At 42.0% G+C, this 17,975-nt stretch carries 16 protein-coding genes; 2 read left to right on the top strand and 14 right to left on the bottom strand.

What is annotated here, in order from left to right:
- Positions 1–28: 28 nt before the first annotated feature.
- On the bottom strand, positions 29–1,261 hold the full coding sequence (locus ASG93_RS01270) for a branched-chain amino acid ABC transporter substrate-binding protein (RefSeq protein ID WP_056828034.1): 1,233 nt from the start codon (positions 1,259–1,261) through the stop codon (positions 29–31).
- A gap of 300 nt (positions 1,262–1,561) precedes the next feature.
- Positions 1,562–1,786, bottom strand: coding sequence for a hypothetical protein (locus ASG93_RS01265; protein ID WP_056828032.1), 225 nt, complete (start codon positions 1,784–1,786; stop codon positions 1,562–1,564).
- 249 nt (positions 1,787–2,035) lie between these two features.
- Between ASG93_RS01265 and ASG93_RS01260 the strand changes: the two genes are divergently transcribed.
- Positions 2,036–2,257, top strand: coding sequence for a hypothetical protein (locus ASG93_RS01260; protein ID WP_056828030.1), 222 nt, complete (start codon positions 2,036–2,038; stop codon positions 2,255–2,257).
- 173 nt (positions 2,258–2,430) lie between these two features.
- On the opposite strand, the gene ASG93_RS01255 is transcribed toward ASG93_RS01260, so the two are convergent.
- The 4 genes from ASG93_RS01255 to ASG93_RS01240 form a co-directional block, all read right to left on the bottom strand.
- Positions 2,431–2,931 carry a GNAT family N-acetyltransferase gene (locus ASG93_RS01255; RefSeq protein ID WP_056828029.1) on the bottom strand — a complete coding sequence of 167 codons (501 nt, stop codon included), beginning with the start codon at positions 2,929–2,931 and terminating at the stop codon, positions 2,431–2,433.
- A 95-nt stretch (positions 2,932–3,026) separates the two neighbouring features.
- Positions 3,027–3,701 carry an alpha/beta hydrolase-fold protein gene (locus ASG93_RS01250; RefSeq protein WP_056828027.1) on the bottom strand — a complete coding sequence of 225 codons (675 nt, stop codon included), beginning with the start codon at positions 3,699–3,701 and terminating at the stop codon, positions 3,027–3,029.
- A gap of 189 nt (positions 3,702–3,890) precedes the next feature.
- On the bottom strand, positions 3,891–4,481 hold the full coding sequence (locus ASG93_RS01245) for a YdcF family protein (protein ID WP_056828026.1): 591 nt from the start codon (positions 4,479–4,481) through the stop codon (positions 3,891–3,893).
- Positions 4,482–5,027: 546 nt separating this feature from the next.
- On the bottom strand, positions 5,028–5,369 hold the full coding sequence (locus ASG93_RS01240; RefSeq protein ID WP_056828024.1) for a hypothetical protein: 342 nt from the start codon (positions 5,367–5,369) through the stop codon (positions 5,028–5,030).
- Between the two features lie 273 nt (positions 5,370–5,642).
- On the opposite strand from ASG93_RS01240, the gene ASG93_RS01235 reads away from it, so the two are divergent.
- A complete protein-coding gene (locus ASG93_RS01235; RefSeq protein ID WP_056828022.1) occupies positions 5,643–6,152 on the top strand; it encodes a tetratricopeptide repeat protein in 510 nt (169 codons plus the stop codon).
- Between the two features lie 1,583 nt (positions 6,153–7,735).
- Here the strand turns inward: ASG93_RS01235 and ASG93_RS01225 are convergent.
- The 8 genes from ASG93_RS01225 to ASG93_RS01190 all read right to left on the bottom strand — a co-directional run bounded on the left by ASG93_RS01225 (position 7,736) and on the right by ASG93_RS01190 (position 17,751).
- On the bottom strand, positions 7,736–10,285 hold the full coding sequence (locus ASG93_RS01225; RefSeq protein ID WP_162262816.1) for an ABC transporter substrate-binding protein: 2,550 nt from the start codon (positions 10,283–10,285) through the stop codon (positions 7,736–7,738).
- A 901-nt stretch (positions 10,286–11,186) separates the two neighbouring features.
- Complete coding sequence (locus ASG93_RS01220) at positions 11,187–11,558, bottom strand: NUDIX hydrolase (RefSeq protein WP_056828015.1); 372 nt, start codon at positions 11,556–11,558, stop codon at positions 11,187–11,189.
- Between the two features lie 894 nt (positions 11,559–12,452).
- Positions 12,453–12,680, bottom strand: a complete 228-nt coding sequence (locus ASG93_RS01215; protein WP_056828014.1) for a hypothetical protein — start codon at positions 12,678–12,680, stop codon at positions 12,453–12,455.
- 534 nt (positions 12,681–13,214) lie between these two features.
- Positions 13,215–13,508 (bottom strand): histidine phosphatase family protein, encoded by a 294-nt coding sequence (locus ASG93_RS01210; protein WP_056828012.1) that lies wholly within the window; start codon positions 13,506–13,508, stop codon positions 13,215–13,217.
- Positions 13,509–13,832: 324 nt separating this feature from the next.
- Positions 13,833–14,729 carry an RCC1 domain-containing protein gene (locus tag ASG93_RS01205; protein ID WP_056829248.1) on the bottom strand — a complete coding sequence of 299 codons (897 nt, stop codon included), beginning with the start codon at positions 14,727–14,729 and terminating at the stop codon, positions 13,833–13,835.
- Positions 14,730–14,755: 26 nt separating this feature from the next.
- Positions 14,756–15,235: a DinB family protein gene (locus tag ASG93_RS01200; protein ID WP_056828010.1), complete on the bottom strand. Its 480-nt coding sequence runs from the start codon at positions 15,233–15,235 to the stop codon at positions 14,756–14,758.
- Positions 15,236–15,609: 374 nt separating this feature from the next.
- A complete protein-coding gene (locus ASG93_RS01195) occupies positions 15,610–15,969 on the bottom strand; it encodes an AAA family ATPase (protein ID WP_235550693.1) in 360 nt (119 codons plus the stop codon).
- 162 nt (positions 15,970–16,131) lie between these two features.
- Positions 16,132–17,751, bottom strand: coding sequence for a DUF5050 domain-containing protein (locus tag ASG93_RS01190; RefSeq protein ID WP_056828007.1), 1,620 nt, complete (start codon positions 17,749–17,751; stop codon positions 16,132–16,134).
- Positions 17,752–17,975: the final 224 nt, after the last annotated feature.

The following is a 17,975-nucleotide window of genomic DNA, read 5'->3' as shown; positions in this document are numbered from 1 at the left end:
ACTGCAGGATCGTTCCATGAAATTAGGATTACTTGCTTACTTCAGAATTCATCGTTCCCGGATATGTAGGACCATCAAATTTATAAATGAATACTTTAGCATAAGTGTTATCACCTTTGCCATCAAAGCTAATTTTCGTTGCTACACCTTGGAAATCTTTCATGGCGCGCACCGCATCCCGAACTTTATCGCGGGCAGGCACTTTCCCGCCATTCGCAGCGGCCGCCGTCTTAATACCCTCTAGAATGACGGACATACAATCATAGGCGTATGCCGAGTAACCATCGGGGCTTTTACCGAATTTCGTTTTGTATTGGTCGGCCCATTTCTTGCCGTCTGCCGTTTTGGTAATATCCGTGGCTATGGAGGCGTACAAGGCATCTTTCACTTTATCTCCCGCAACATCAACCAGACCTTGAGAGTCCCAAGCGTCCCCACCCATAAATGGTGCCGTAATGCCTTTATCACGCGCTTGCTTGATGAGCAGTCCGCCTTCCCCGTATAATCCTCCGAAGAAGACGAAGTCCGGCTTTTTGCTAAGCGCAATGTTCAGTACGCCGTTGAAATCCTTCTCGCCTACTGTAATTCCCTCATACCCGACAATGGTAGCGCCCAGCTTCGTTGCCGCATCTTTAAATGCTTCGGCCAAGCCTTGTCCGTATGCGGTTTTGTCTTGAATGACAAAAATGTTTTTGGCTTTCACAGTTTTCACTGCATAATCAGCAGCCGCAGGTCCTTGGAAGTCGTCACGGGCAACGATTCGGTTCACGACTTTCAGATTACGATCCGTCACCTCCGTTGCCGTATTGGATGGCGATACCATGACTGCGTTATATTTCTCATAGACAACGGAGGAAGGAATGGCTACGCCGGAGTTCATATGCCCCACGATTCCGAGGATCGATTGATCCGCACCAATGATCTCGGCATTCGCAACACCTTTTTTCGGATCCCCTTGATCGTCGTAAGGGACGAGCTGCAGATCGAAACCAAGCTTGTCAAATTCCGCTTTATGATCATCCAAGGACAGCTGAGCACCTAGTTTAATAGCTTCGCCTTGAACGGCGCTTCCTCCGGACAAAGGAGACTGGGTGGCGATTTTGATAACGGTTTTTGCGCCTCCGCTGGTGGGTTTGGCTGTTTCTGCTGTTCCTGTGGCCGTACTAGTGCTTATACTGGTACTTCCGGTTCCGCAACCTGCCAACATACCTAGTGCAAGTGCCGAAACTGAGATCATAAGAACCGTCTTCTTCAAAATCATGAACCAACCTCCTAAGATAAATTAACATCGTCATTACATATTATGATAAATATAATAACATGTAATTGACACAAGATTACCGACATTGCGAACCTTACATCCATTATATTAACGGAATCGGATTTATACGTCAATATTTCTAACATAAAATTAGTGAAATCCGCGTAAAAGAGAAATATCCATTACATTAATATAACATATTATGTTATATCAATGTAATGGAAAACGAGAATAATTCAAATGCTCCAGGCAAAATAACTTCATCAGAACCACCAATGGTTCCATCCCTGTCAATATTCGTTAAGGTCTTTCTTTGGTTTGTGAATTCTTCCCAACATGATAGTCTTCCCATAGTGGGGCGATGTATTTTTCTAATGTTTTTACGACGTCATCTATTCGGCTCTCTTCGACATTTACAGTGTCATTTGAAATATCATTTCTAATTCGTATGAGCACAAATAAAGGGGGTAATGCTGCCTCACGAAGAGCCTTAATCATGTTTTCTTCTTGTGGAGAAATATCCATATCGTATCGTAATTCCTTTCTAGTAGATTTCTGCTCGAGATAATCTCATTATAAACCTTGACCTCAGTGTTAAGGTCAAGAGGAAGTAAGCTATTCAACTACGCTGCCCGATAGTTCAACGGTTACCGTTTATGCTGCAGCCTGTTGTCGTTTTGCTCTACTTCTGTGAGATTGTCAAACAGAGACCTTTGACCAAGGAAAATCTTTTTGCATATAATAAACGAATTTCAGGAAAGGTAGGTTGCAAACATGTATCAACCTCAACAAATACCCTATGTTCAACCATCCATTATTCAATCTGCACAACAAAATTACTTACATCATGCGGCATTAGCAGATCATTATGAAAGGCAAAGGATGATTAATGCCAGCAATTCTATTGAGTATTATCGTTATGCGGAGTTACAGTATTTTCACAAATCAAGAGCTTTTTTCTTCAAAGGTCAATTCTCAGCCATCGATGGACAGTGAAAAATAAGGTTTTAGACTGACCATGTTGGATTGACGCGCTTTTTATACGCGAAAATCGTTTACTTGATAAATAAGTTTTAGATTATTCGATCCTAATAAACAAAAACCAGTCAAAAACACAAAAATAATGTGTTAGACTGGTTCTTGGTTATTTCACTATCTTACCCGTTACTTCAATGAATAGAAGAAGTCCTATTACTGAACGATTGTACATATTTATTTAGATCTTCTCGAAATACTTCAGAATACTTTCCAGCGGTATATTGATTCACTACATCCCGCCAAAAATGTTTTGCTGGCTCATTTATTTTCATCTGGACCACTTTCCAATTCGCTTGGTATAAATTAAACGCCTGAACAGCCGCTAGTCTCCCTAAACCCCTTCTCCTATATTTATTGAGGACTAGAAAATCATATATGACATGTGTTGGATCGGGATCCGTATCGTAATTCTCAAAAAGTATAATTAAAAACCCAATGATTTGTTCCTTGTTACATATCAAATAAGGGTTCCATCTAGGGTCTTCCCAATAGTGATCCAAGTCTATATCAAACCGTCCATCTAAGCCCAAATCTTCCTCGGTATACTGACTAAAATCATAACGATAATATTGATATAGGTTGTAGAGGACTTCTTTTTGTTCAACTTTAACAGGCATAAGTTTAACTTCCATGATATATCTCCCACCTCTAAACCAGACTAACACACCTCTTACGAAATGTTATGGGAAAAACCATTATAACCAAACTATCCTGCCCGTTAGCGGAATCATCGGACAGGTGAATTTCTTTCGTGTCTCAACAACCACGTATACAATTCTTGATTGTTAAATGTCTTTTCCATGACTCTGTGGCTGTGACCTAGTTCTGAGTAGTATGTTGCTCTGATGTTTCCGCCTATATTTGTTATTGCTTTTACCATATCTTCTGTTCCTGATACACGGACAACATCATCGTCCACACAATGAAAAGCCCAAATTGGTACATCCTTTAGCATCATAGCCTTATCGGGTTGAAACCACCCTGAAATTGGTACTATGGCTGAAAAGAATTTTGGTGACCTTGAAGCAAAATCCCATGTTCCGTTTCCACCCATACTAAATCCAGTTAAATACACTCTGTCAGTATCAATAGGATAACTTGCAGTGATTTCGTCGACGAGTGCTATGACCGACTGGTATTCTTGTGTCCAATTAGAGTCTGTTGGGCACTGTGGAGTAACCACAATAAATGGGAAGTCAGTATTATTTTCGGCAATCCAATTTAGCCCATAGTTATTTAACAAACTTATATCTTCACCACGTTTCTTAATACCATGTAAAAACAGGATTAAGGGGTAATTAGTGTTTGGGCTGAATTCAAAATCATGTGGCAGAAATAATTGATAATTCATTCTCACCTTATATGGAACGTCTTTGGAAAATGTATGATTTGCTACAGACACTTTTAACCCTCCCACCTAACGCCTTTTATATAATAATTTATGTATTACTTTCCTTAGGGACATTGTAGAATCCTGCCCTTTAGTTGAGCAGGCTGCCGTTTGTGTTGGCAGCCTGCTCATATTGCTCTAGTTTCCGTTAATTAAGCGATGGTTGTGAATCACGTATGCACCTTTCAAGCTATATACCGTTTAATGAGTTAATTCAAAGAACGTAATACCAGCGACTTCCCGAAGAACGTAATACCTGAGATCGATGGGACGAATTTGAACAGGCTCTACACTCGTCTCTATGCCGATGCTTTTTGCCATTAGACTAGCTCTGAGAGCGTGAAAGCCGTGAGTAACCAATATGGCACTGGAATACCCGTGCTCTCTCATGATTGTTTGGCTGTTGAGTAGATTCTGTATGGTCGAGTGGGACTGCTCTTCTAGAAGCAGAGATGTCTCTGGCACTCCTTTCTCCATCAGATAGCTTTTCATCACTTGGGACTCGGAAAGTGAGTCTCCCGCCCCAATGCCTCCCGACAGAATCAAATGGTCAGTTAGCTTGTCACGGTAGACTTGAAGGGCGATATCAAGTCTTTCACGCATCGCGGTACTTGGCTTGCCTTCCCAAACGGCTGCTCCGAGGACAATGGCACAGTCGCTCGGTTGGCCATGGGAAGACCTCCATGTGCCCATCACCCGACTGCTCATCCATCCTACATACACAACTGTTAAAATTATTAGTGTGGCAATGACGAGTGCCGTGCGAACGTAAAGCTTTTTCTTAACTGTCACTGTTTCCTCCATGCTGTCTAGGACGTCTACTTGCTTGATAAACACCGTCGTTGTTGAATTCAGATTTCATCAAAAAATTATGTCTTACTTCGTGCATACCCCCCCTGTAATATAGTCAATTTTCCAACCGAAAATTGTACGGTCATAATATACCTCCGCATCTATGTTTCTTTCCGCATAGTTAGTAATTTTGGGGTCGCTTGGTCGCGGTACTTTTTCAAAACTCCATTTAGTGTCACAAATGTTTTTCCACTGACCAAACTCATTTTTGGTAATATACCTTTTTGCCCTATTCGATAAATCGAAATATGAAAGAGAGCTAATATCTCCCCTGATTGCAGATTTACGGATTACCTCTTCGCTCCATTTAACGTATATTAAGTCACTTATAAAAAGAGAATAAAGAGTAGGATTACTCCAATAGAAGGTTTTTTTCCATTGAAAAAATTACCCCCTTGTATTTTCTTACCCTTTTAGACGTTTTGTCCCCCATCATAGTTCGTTATCCTGCCCGTTAGTTGAGCGTTGCTGACGTGGGGTAGTTTATTAAACTCTCGTTTCCCGTTTCATTTTCTGACGAATAAAGTAAATTATCGTAAACAAGCAGTAAACAATAATAACCGAGAGCAAAAATTGGAGTTTATTGAACTCAATAACAGGATCAATGTCCAGAAAATCCATTTGTATGCCGAAACTACGTGGAAATCCTCCTTCGTATCCCAATCCAGAAGCAATTAAATCCTGATATACAAAAGGAATGGGGAAACCGAATTTTCCATTGTGCATTTCTTCGTAACTATTAAATGTGTGTCCAAAAAATGCAGAAAAGGAAACAACGAATATACTTAACGAAAACAAAATAAATAATGAAATGATTTGTTTTTTCATGTGTCCTCCCCTTATGAAATTTGAAACACAGAAGTCCTTTGTGAACTTGATGGTTTCAGTCATTTCTTACGTAAAAATCGTAGGCGTCATGTATTCAATATTACCACATTTTGGAACTATGCTGCCCTTTAGCTTAATGAGGCTGCGGATCGATTTCGCGGCAGCTTAATTTTGTAGTAATTGAACTAATGTTTCCTGTTAACTCAATGAGCGCCAGCTTTATGTTAAGATTGTCTTATCTCAACAGACTGCCAAACATAGGAATGGTGACATATGACTAGAGACGATTTTAGCAAATTGATTGAACGGCGCGAAGAAGGACGAGCCAAGCAAGATTTAGCGATCTTAAGCGAGGTTCGCGAGCACTTATTAGAACTATTGTCCAATTATCCTTATGATGCGGAGATCAACTACCAAACCGGAATCGCGCATGACAATTCTGACATGGGACGTCAGGCAATTCCATTTTATGTGCGAGCACTTGAATTGGGCCTATCTGGTCCTGATCTAGAAAGATGCCTAATGGGTCTGGGGAGTACATATCGCTACTGGGGGGACTACGAAAAAGCGGTGGAGACTTTGCGCAGAGGCGCTAGGGAATTTCCGGAGAACCGGGCAATTCAAGTGTTTCTCGCCATGGCGCTGTACAATAGCCAAAACTACAAGGAAAGCGTCGAACTGTTGGTCACCAATTTAATGGAAACTACTTCTGACGAAAAGCTTCATTATTTTAAGCGCGGGATATTGGCTTACAACGAAGACCTTGATGAAACTGCCGATTGAACATTACCTTATTACATAGGACGAACGAACATTCATTGACTGACGAGTTACTAAAAAGCAGCTTCTTAATTGAGGCTGCTGCTTTTAATTTATTAGGCCCGATACTTGAACAGGCTGCCGAGTATTCCGGCAGCCTGTATTATTATTGTTCTATCGTCAGCAATAGGTAAGCGTTTGATGCGATCTCCGGCTTTTCCCCTGCTCCACACGGAGCGTGCCAGTTTCCCAGCACTCCGCGTTCCATCTAACTGAGCGTACTAGATCATAAGTTCCTCGTTACTCACAGATTTGGGATTATTCACATCCCTATATTGTTAAGCTTGCACTGTGGCATCCCTTCCTTGAGTGATGTTCCCACGTTCATACCCGATCGGTGCAATTCACGCTTGGAAAATGATCGTTCTTTCAGTTAGACTTGGGGCTGTTCCTCCACTCCCATTACAGGAGATTCATCAGTCATGCCCCTGCCCTCACAAGGATAAATGCATTTCGGCATTTGCCTTATAGCAACCGCTTCGGGTGACAGCCCTTGTTACAGCGTTCCTTGTTTTCCAAGTCCCTTACAACCTAGCTTTCCGTTCTGGACTTAGGTGCTCCCTGTAGGCCTGCGAGCTGGATGCCGCCATTGTTCGGCATAGCGTATTTCATAGGAAACATTTTTACTTTACGCCACTCACCCCATCATTTGATGGTCCATGGGTTTTCCCTATGTTCTAACTTTAGACCCGTACTTTCGGTTGTTCGTCAGTCCCTTATGTCGGAACGATTCTCACCATATCCAGTTTTTCAGCCACGCGGCATATCAGTTGGCATACCTTTTCTATTAGAATGGCTCCAGCCTCCGTTCTGCCGAATCTACCTGTTCTTCAGACCCCATGACCTGTCTACCATGACGCCCGCAGGAGTATTGGCGGGATGGTTTCGGGAAACTTGGCTCCTTCATTCCCATCCTCGGTTGTAAAGTTAAGATTAATCACTTGTAATCTCCTGCTTTTCACGCTATTAGACGCTTATAGCAGAACTTGTCGAACGGTTTCCGATAAACCTCTTCGAAAGGATACCAGCATCCCCAATGCTAATATGAAAAAAATGACTGTAAGTTTTAAATTTGAACTAATAGGTAAATCGGCGACTCCAACTATTATTATGAGAAGAAACAAAAATTTCTGAAAAGTATTTTCAACCATAAGTTCCCTAACTTCTGTGCAGGCACTGCAAAAAGACCCAAAAACCCTACTGGGTCTCTTCTCATCAACAATTACAACAACTACCGTGGTTTTTAAATTTAAGTTTAAACAACTTTAGGTAATTATAACCGTACACTTATATTGAATTATTCTGCCATTTACTCGAATGGGCTACCAGTGTAAAGCGGTGAAAATTCACGGTATTTCTATGACTTAGCATCTTTTTGGGCAGACAAACGTTTTAATTTTTTTCCTTCTACCAGTGACAGTATAGATGAATTCAATTTAAAAACATCAAAAAGTCAGTATTCCTGTGAGTGGGAAGTACTGACTTTTTGATGTTTTTGTCTTACCCGTTATCCTTAGTTCCAAAAAGGCTCATATTTGAAATGCTTTTTATTTCACACTTGCCCATTTCAGCTCCCACTCTACGCCAAATGAAGGGAAAAATATGCCTTCGACGTTCGGTTTTCTTACGAAAATTCGGTTGCGGAAATATAGTGGCCCAACCGGCATTTCCTGCATCAAAATCTTTTCGGCGTCAACAAGCAGCTTCGATCGTGTTTCTGGATCAGTTTCATTGCGAGCGGAACTTACTAGTTCATCATATTGCGCGTTTGACCAATCGACTTCGTTAAATTCACCGCCCGTTCCCCACATATCTAAAAACGTCATCGGGTCGTTGTAATCAGCGCCCCATAAAGCAACGACAGCATCGAAGTCGTGTTTACTTTGCTTTTCTACACGGTTCATATGCAGGATTGGATCAGGAGTCATATCTATGCCAAGGTTGGTTTTCCATTGTGCTTGAATGAATTCGAGCGTTTTCTTTGCCGTTACCGTATCGTCTGATGTCAGCTTGAATGACGGCAGCGATGTCATCCCTAGCTCTTGCAGGCCTTCTGCAAATAGCTGCTTCGCTTTCACAGTGTCGAACTTCGGCTCAGTTAAATCTCCAGCAACTGCGCGGAAGCTTTGATTATTTCCGTCTAGCGTTCCGTTCGGTACAAAGCCTGTTGATGGTGCAGAACCATTGTTGAGAACCTTTTTGATGAACGCATAGCGATCAATAGCTAAGGTAAGTGCTTGCCGTACTTTTGCATTTGCGAAAGCAGGAAATTTTTTCTCTTGGAACATTAGATACGATGTAGTCAATTCCGGCTTAAATACGATATCCGGCTTACCTTGATACAGATTCAAAAAATCGGCACCAAGTTCGGAAACATCAGCCACGTTCGATGCATATAGATTGAGACCGGTTGATCCGTCTTTTACGATGTATACAGTGATCTTGTTCAGCTTCACATTCATTGCATCCCAATAGTTATCGTTTTTCACGAACTCGAGTGTTTGACCATGATTCCATTTAACTAGCTTGAATGGACCTGCGCCAATGACTTTATCAGCGTCAGTGCCATATTGGTTGCCTAGAGCTGCAACGAAATCCATTTTTTGCGGAAAGAAAACTGGGAATGCTAGAAGGCTTGGAAAGTACGCTACAGGACGTTCCAAATTGATTTCAAGTGTATTATCATCGATAGCTTTCAGACCAAGTGAGTCTTTTGCTTTCTTCACTGCGTTCGGTGTTTTAGCTTTCGTTACATCTTCACCGCCTTTGATCCGTTCGAGCAGAAAACTGTACTGCGCTTTTGTAGCAGGATCAAGGGTGCGTTTCCAAGCATTTACAAAGTCTGCAGCTTTCACCGACGTACCATCACTCCATTTGGCGTCTCGCAATGCAATTGTGTATGTTAGGCCATTATTCGTTATTTTCGGCATTTCTTTCGCCAGCCCTGGTTGCACTTTCCCATCTTTGTCAAGACGATATAAACCTTCGTTAAACGCATTGATCATCGTGAAGGCAGCATTCGCCGTTGCAATGGAGCTGTCCAATACTGGCGGTTCAGCAGAGAAATTAATTCCGATTTCCTGTGTGGCTACTTTATCAATTACAGGATTGCCATCTTTAAACAATCCTTTGAATTTAATACTGCCATCCTCATTGTATTGGATACCTTCGCCATTCGCCATACTATTATGGAACTCCCCTACAAAGAGGACCTTTCCGTCTGTAAAATAAATTTTTCCCTGTCCTTCGAATTTGAAATTCTTTGATTCACCTTCGAAGAAAAGCGCACCGCTTGGATCGTAATATTTCCCAATCCCTGTGGCTGTTCCATTAACCAGTTCACCTTTATAAACCCAACCATTACTTAAATAGAACGATCCATTACCGCCTATTATGTTGTCGCTCATTTTTATTTGATCGTACCAAAGCGTACCGTCTTCATTATAGAGCTTTCCTATCCCATTCATGAGGCCGTTAAACCATTGACCTTCATAATACTTCTGCCCACCCTGCCAATAAAGAGTACCTGTTCCGTTTATTTTATAATCTTTAAATTCACCTTCAAAAACGAGCTTTCCATCCGAATAGATTGAAACGTGGCCGTCTTTTTGATCCCCGACATAAGTCAGATTCTTGCTTGTTATGTAGAGTGTATTCTCCAAATAGTTAGATAGTCCATCACGAATCAGTACGGTATGATTTCTGGCATCCCAGATAACCTTCTTTCCGCTAGATTCTCCAATAAACCTTAAAGGGACAAATGTGCTGCCATCTTTGATTTCCGGTGCAATCGTTAACTCTTGTGGTTTGCCATCTACAATTGCCGTCGCACTCCCAATTTGGAGTCTAATTTCTAAATCGCTTGAGTAGCCTGTTATAGTCTGCGCCTCCCCATCCCAGCTAACAGCTAAACCAAGTTTTTCGAAAATAGAGCGGAACGGTACCATTGTTGTGCCCTCTTCAATAAACGGTTGTACTTCAAAATGAATCGCTTCTCCATTCAAAAGTACGGGAATAGAATCATCAGCCTGCGAAAGGCTTGGAATACTTGTTAATAGAGCTAATGATAATAGAAATGCTATTAGTTTCTTTCTCACAAATACAACCCCTTCCATTTTTTTGCAGCAAAAACTATGCACGGACATGTCTCCAATGCGAATAACCGATTTTGTATGGTTTTTCAATCAATTGGCAGCTTGGCGATCATGACCTGGATAGTAGCTTATCAGAAAAATTACAAGACTTTCAAATGAGTTGAAATTTTGCGTAAGTTCAACCGTTTACAAGGATATGTTACTATCTAATTGTAGATATTACCATATTTTAATAGACTAATGTTGCTGATACTCCAAAATAAGCAATATCATTCCTGAAAAAACTCGTTTATCCGATATATTTTGCCTGGTTTCAAACGATTCAAATGGAAATTCTTCAGCGTTACCAAGCATTTCTGGAACATAAACTAAGAGAGTTTTTCAGTTACGTTATCTTATTGAAGAAATCTGCCCTATCGCTTAATGACGAAGGGGAGCCGCTACGTCCTCTGCTACTCCAAATACGTATCGTAAGCTTTGCGAAAGTCAGTGATGGACCAAATAATCATCCGCGTCACTAAGACTTTTTAACACCTTGTTTGCAACTTTGTCGTATGCCCATCTGGAACAAACTGCTATCTCGATAATAAAACCACCACCATATTTATCGAATTGAATGTTAGAAGGTCTATTTTCTTTTCGGTTATTCTTCGGAAGTGCGGGAATGTACTCTTGAAGCCACGGTCGCGTAAGCTTGGAATAACGACGTTTTTGAGCGGACTTATCATTTTATCTCTCTCTATGGACAACTTAACTCCCCCAACTTTTTTTGTTCATTTAGACACAGGATTTCATAATTCGTTGCTTTATCTCTGCCCATTACTTCAACGAGGCTGCCGATTCATGCCGGCAGCCTCGTCTTGGTTTCTTATTGAACAAACGTTTCCGTTAGTTGAACAACTTATTATTCAATCCACTGTCTTGGTCCCACAGTATGGAAAAGATGCTTTCTATCATGATTTAATGCATCCTCAATACGCTTACATGTGAAATCACTAATCGGTTTAGGAAGTTCATCTCTTGAGCAGAATCTGCATTCTAAAATTTCAGGCGAACTTGGCTGAGGTACTCGATTATTATCGTTATTCGCAATGAAAACAAAATGATGCATGTCATAGTTCGGATCGTAGTATATACCAGTTAATTGCTCAACTCTGACTTCTAACCCTACTTCTTCATGTACTTCTCTTTTTGCAGTTTCCTCCGCAGACTCATTCTCTTCAGCTTTTCCGCCTGGCAGATCCCAATTGTTTTTGCCATAGCTATGTTTTACCAATAATACAAGTTTAGGGGCTTCAACACTATCCTGCCCTTTGGTGAACGAAAGGCTGCCGATCGTGTCGGCAGCCTATCAGGGTTGTTTGTTGAGCTATCGTTCTCCGTTTAGCACAATAAGCTTCCTTGCTCCTACTGCTTTTTCTTAAACGGTCTTAGCCTACATAAAAACAATTTAATAAATAAAGTGGCTATGTTTCAATCAAACTTGATATTGAAAAAATAGAAGTGGCTATTAAAGTGCGGTCTTTTGTTCTATATTCCGTATGATGCTGGGCGTTGCTTCATAAAATTAATGAACCAATTTGCTCATTTGTTCCACAAAATCTTCAGTATCGGGAGCACCTATATTCACTGCTGTTTTTTGACCGTTATATACTTCATTGAATAATGGGATTTCACGATTGTATTGCTCTTTAATATAATCATTAGCTCTTATCCCAGCCGAAGCAACCTTAATTAAAGTCTTATATTTCTACGGAGAAAATCCTTAATACAAAATTCAGCTATTACGCTTCGAGTGAAATTATCCGTACATACAAACATAATATTCATTAAAACAACTCCATTCCACAGACCATTTTATGGAATTATAGCAAATGAAACAGAGAGATTACTAGCAACATTTTCCGATTGGTTATTCAACTAATCTGCCCGTTACTTCAATGAAAAAAGGAGCTGCATCCTGCTAGCTCCTCCACTATCTTTTTTTCGTTAGCATAATGACCTAAACGGCTTATTTATTGCTATCACTAACCGCTATCCCCTCGAAGATCGCGCGATTGGGAATCATGTGTTTACTCGATAAGTTTCGTCTCATTACATAAGCAGGCTTGCTAGTACAAAGATGCTTCCATTACTGCTTTGTTTTGTTCTCATTTACGGAGCTTTGAATCTAATTGTATTGCTCCGGTAAAGCCTTAATAATCTCTTCATATTTTAGAGCGATAGTGATTTCCAAAATATGAACTGGATTTTGATGAGCGTAGGCTAACAGCAGTTCTTTATTGAACTCGTCATCGTTCATTTTCAAGCTTTTTCGGATTAACTCCATCATTGCTTTTTGACTCCTCGTATTCAACTGTTCAATTTTCTCCACAGCCAATTCAATTTCACTCTCCATAGCTACACTCCTAAGTCAGATTCGTTTGAGTTCTAACATAGTAATTCGGCGTTGTTTCGCGCTTTGTGGCTTGCAACGATGTGTATTCCGTAGGGATGAGTGACACAGTCGAATCCTGCCTTATCAGCTTACTTTTCTCTTATGAGAGTACTCCCATCTATTGTTTGAAATATTGATTCAATAAGCGTCCCTTGTCATTAAAACATTACCGCCCGTAAGGCGAGCAATGGCGTCGAAGTGATCGGAAGCCTTTGAAAGTGTTTATTGAACAATCGTTTCCGTTAGTTCAATATCGTCGTGATTATTCAGTAAGATTACATATACGAAGCGTCTACGTTAGCCGAATCATTTACTTTCGTTTTCTTATATTCACCTGATGAACTATAGCAGAAATAACAATCCAAATGAAAAATATGACATACATACTCACTAAGATTTGAAGATTATACCCTTAACGTAAATTTTACGTGCTCTTTTCTGACAATCAGCATTAGACTCTCCACCCGGCAAGGTATGATTAAGGTCATTAAAACTCTATCTGATACTAGACATTAACTCTGCACTTTCAATAATATTAGATGCAAAATGACGTTCTCTAAGATCTTCAAATACATTAATATCTAACTTTAAGTGCTCGGCCAATCCCTCAACACTAAGAATTGCTCGAGTATAAGGACTTGATATAATCATGTCAATTCCTTCACCTATAAGTAATTTCGTTGCTTTTTCAATCTCGATCTTTCCTTTTGGGGTAAGCCCTCTTGTTCTTTCATTTCCTTCATTGTATGGTGATTCTCCATGCCTAACCATATAGATAATTGTCTTCATACAGGGCTCCTTTAAATGATTTCATTAAATATCACACTGTGATTTCACATAACGTTATATTCACAAAGTTTATAAAATTATCCAACTCAGAAAATATTCGAGAAACAATTGAACTATCCTCCCGTCAATTAAAAAGAGGAGCAACTGCCAGCTGCGGCGTTCTGCTCCTTGGTTAATTAACTATCGTTCTTACGTTAGCTTAACGGAAAATGATACTATTCCCAATGGTGTCGCTTAAACGGTATGCTATAACCATCTTAATTCTGTGTCCCCGACGCATCGGCGCATAGCTTTCATTATTATATGTATTATTAATATTGAAAACTACTTGCCGGGTAGTTGGATGCCGCGCCAGCCGCTTACATCGCACTGGCCATATTCATTATCACCCACAGCAACCACCGTGCCGTCCGATTTAAGACCGACGGTATGGGCACAACCCGCCGCAATCGCCACAATATCGCGCCAATCTCTTACATTACATTGGCCATACTCATTCCAACCCACAGCCGCCAAAGTACCGTCCGATTTAAGGCCGATGGTATGATTACTACCCACCGCTATTGCCACAATACCGCGCCAGCCGCTTACATCGCATTGGTCATGTTTATTCAAACCTATAGCCGTCACCGTACCGTCCGATTTAAGACCGATTGTATGAAGATAACCCGCTGCGACAGCCACAATATCGCACCAGCCGCTTACATTGCATTGGCGATACCGATTATTACCTACAGCCGTCACCGTGCCGTCCAATTTAAGACCGATGGTATGCCAGTCACCCGCCGCGACCGCCACAATATCATACCAACCGCTTACATTGCATTCACCTTCATTATTTCGGCCCACTGCTATCACCGTGCCATCCGATTTAAGCCCAATGGTACGACGCCAACCCGCCGCAACCGCTACAATATAGCGCCAGTCGTTTACATCGCATTGGTCATGCTTATTCCAACCCACAGCCGCCACAGTACTATCAGATTTAAGACCGATTGTATGAGCATTACCCGTGTTCGTCGCCATATGAACATTACCAGCCACGACCGCCACAATATCGCGCCAGCCGCTTACATCACATTGGCCATATTTATTATCACCCACAGCCGTCACCGTTCCGTCAGATTTAAGCCCAACCGTATGACGACGACCCGCCGCTATGGTATCTTTAGGCCAGCGTTTCACCTTTAACGCCGCCTGTCCGAGCCATTCACCTTCAATGTTCACTTGTTTATCACCTTCTATTTTTAAAAAATGGTTAATTGCTTATCGCGATATGCCTTCTTAACCCTTTCAATTTGAGCAAGGTGGTTGCGGACATGTTCGATGCGGTATTCCATCAATTGCTTAAATGTGAACCGCCCCTGATCGACATACACTCCCACTCGCTCGCTTTGTTCAGTAGTTAGATTGTCTAGAATTGTCTTCATACTGGAACGCAGCAATTTGAACAGAAGTAGATACTGCTCGCGGTCCAGTAAATCATACCCCAAGTTATTCGCCCATGCGTCTTGATCAAATGAAATCAGAGTCGGCTCATCTTCCGCCAAGACTTTTTTTAGTCTAGTTGTGGACGAAATCTCTGAATCTGTCACATGTATGAGGATTTGATGAATGCTCCATTTGTCCGGGGCAGGCTTGAAACGAAACTCCACCTCTGTCAATCCTTCGATAGCATCCCGAAGCATTGCGTATCCTAAGGCATACTCCTTAATTAAGTCATCCAATTCAATCCCCCTCCTTTTTTAATGTAAACCGCAGACTAAAAAACCAACTAAAAAGTTATTCTTGTTTTTAGTAATTGTCCTTTTATTTCTTCTTCAACTATCCTGCCCGTTCGCGGGGAAAAGGCAGCCGATGGTCGGCTGCCTCCGTATCTTTATTGTAAGTATCCTGCCCGATAGTTGAGCAGGCTGCCAATGATGCCGGCAACCTGCTCGTCATGGTACCATCGTTTTCTGTTACGTAATCTTTGTCAGATTAGGGAAAGTTCAGGTTATTACTTAATCTGATCAGCTTATCATTGTATAGTTTTAACTTGGTATCAAAACTGCTTCTATTTTGTCAAAATCCCGTGTCCATTTATACATCATCTTTAACATCAAAAAATCTGGTTTATAATTACACTTTTCAATTCCGAGTTTTGCTTAAGGAATCGAGTTAGAATTCTTATTCTACGCTTCCACAATGAAGTATCAAGAAATATGATTGTATCTGCCATTTGATATAAACATTGATTGGATTCTCTATCAGTTCCTTCAAATATCCATGTTCCGTTTTTATCAATTTCCATTAAAACATCAATTTGCTCTTCTGCTGTACGCTTATACCGCCCCGTTAACGTTTGATGATGAACTATGGAATCGAGTTCATACCAAGGTACATTAATTTTCTTTGATAAGCGTTTTGCCAATGTCGTCTTACCACTAGCTACAATTCCAATAATGAGGATTTTTTTCATTCCTATTTTGGCTCCCTAATATCGGTGATACATATTTCTTCGTCAAATATGCAGGGATTCCTTTTAATGTAAGTTAAGCCATAGATAACTGCCCGTTACTTGAATGGACAAAAAGTTACCCGTTACCTTAGCTCTCTCCTCAGAGCTCTTGCCGTATTCCGATTATTTATCGGTCAACGATATCGTCCGTATGCCGGAGTCGCCGGAAGTAGCAACGAGAATGCCGTCGTCGGACGCATGTATGCGTGCAATTGGGTTCGCCACCTCCAGCAATAGGCGGCCAGAGCCGTCCAGCAGTTCCATTCCATAAGGTGCATCGTCGCCCATGACGCAGACCAGTCGGTCACTCTTCATCTGTACTGCCTTCACCGAATCACGTAGCATGATCCAGTCTTCGCCGTCCGGATTCTTCTTATACAGATTCGCATGGACGACCGTCCCGTCGAATGAGGGGGCAGGCGAGGTATAGAACACATTCCCGCCGGCCATTCCGAACCAACTCACCGAGCGCTCGGTGAGCTTCAACTCCCCTGTTCCGTCCATCTCGGAGCGGTATAGCGCGTTATCTGCATCCTTTACGTAATACAGCTTGTTGTCGATAACACGAAACCGGCTGACGGAGGCGTTTACCACTTTGACGGAGGTCCCGGTCTGATGATTAATCTTATAGATGTTGTTCAAGTTACTGTTATCCTTGGGGTATGTCGCCCCCATAACGTAAACGCTGTCCCCCACCACAGTCATGGATCCATCATCGCCTCCGACGCCGACACTGTTCGTGTCTACCGTCACATGCCTGCCGTACATCATGTCTGGACTACCTAGGAGCTTGATAGAAGATCGGTCCTGCCCGGAAGGCATGAGGGACAGGTTGCCCGCGAACGGAGGATTCCCGTCATTAGCGATAATGGTGCCATACCCCGTTTCGCGGAAATCTAGATAGCCCTGTTGCGCCACGGTCGCCTTGCCGTCAGCTGAGATCTTGACGTAGACATCGTAACCCATCGTAGCCCCGCCCACATGATAGTTCAACCAGAGGACTTCATCTCGAAACTCGAAGGAAACCCCATTCTGTATCCCTCGGCCATTGTCGATATTGTAGTCATACACGCTTTCCTTATCCGTCGGACTCTTGATCGGGGAGCGATAGACGTGATTCGTCGACCCCTGCGTCTCCACGAAGTAATAATACCCCTTGTATAAAGCCACATCGTTCTTCGAGGCGTAATCGGGGAGCCCCGTTTCTGCCAGCTGTGGATTATGGGACTGAATTGACAGGCCGTCCACCGTATCCCAGGTGTAATCCCAGCTAAACTGGTCATGCGCGAACTTCCAGGTAAGAGGGAAGTACGTCACGTCCCGGAAGCTGAGGAGCGGATACTCCTCCTTGGCGTTGTCGATGGTCTGACCGTTCACGGTAATGGCCGATGCAGGCACCTCCGCGCGATAGGATGCCGCATTGGGGTGATCCGACTTGTAAGAGACATAGGCCGAAGCCACCTGCCCCTGGGAAATCTGGAGCCCCTCCTGTTTGGACCAACTGGCTTCCAGCCCTAGCAGCCGAGAATCATACCAGGTCATAGGGAAGTACGTGATATCCTTATACACCAACAAGGGGTACTCGCGATACGCGTTTTCCACCAGGTGTCCATTCAATTTCACCTTATATCCTGGAATAATCACCTTCACATCCGCCGAATTGGCGTGCACCTGTCCGGTCTGGGCCAACATAGGCAGACTCAGTGATCCGATCAATGCGAATACAGCCAATTTATTCTTCATTTCAACTCCTCCTTCGCTACATCAATCATTACTAATATTGGACGAATCTGGAAGTTAAAAGTTGCAGTAACCCAATTAAAATACAGCCACCAACTCAATGTATTACTGCAAGAGATTGGAGAGGAACTGAAATGGAGGAATTAATCAGTGAGCTTGCTTAGCTTTTTGGAAGCTATATTCTAATGAATCTCGTTGAACTTTTATGCCCATTTGATGAGAAAACG

This window comes from Paenibacillus sp. Soil787, from assembly GCF_001429545.1.
GTDB lineage: Bacteria > Bacillota > Bacilli > Paenibacillales > NBRC-103111 > Paenibacillus_E.
This window is presented reverse-complemented; position numbering and strand designations above follow the sequence as displayed.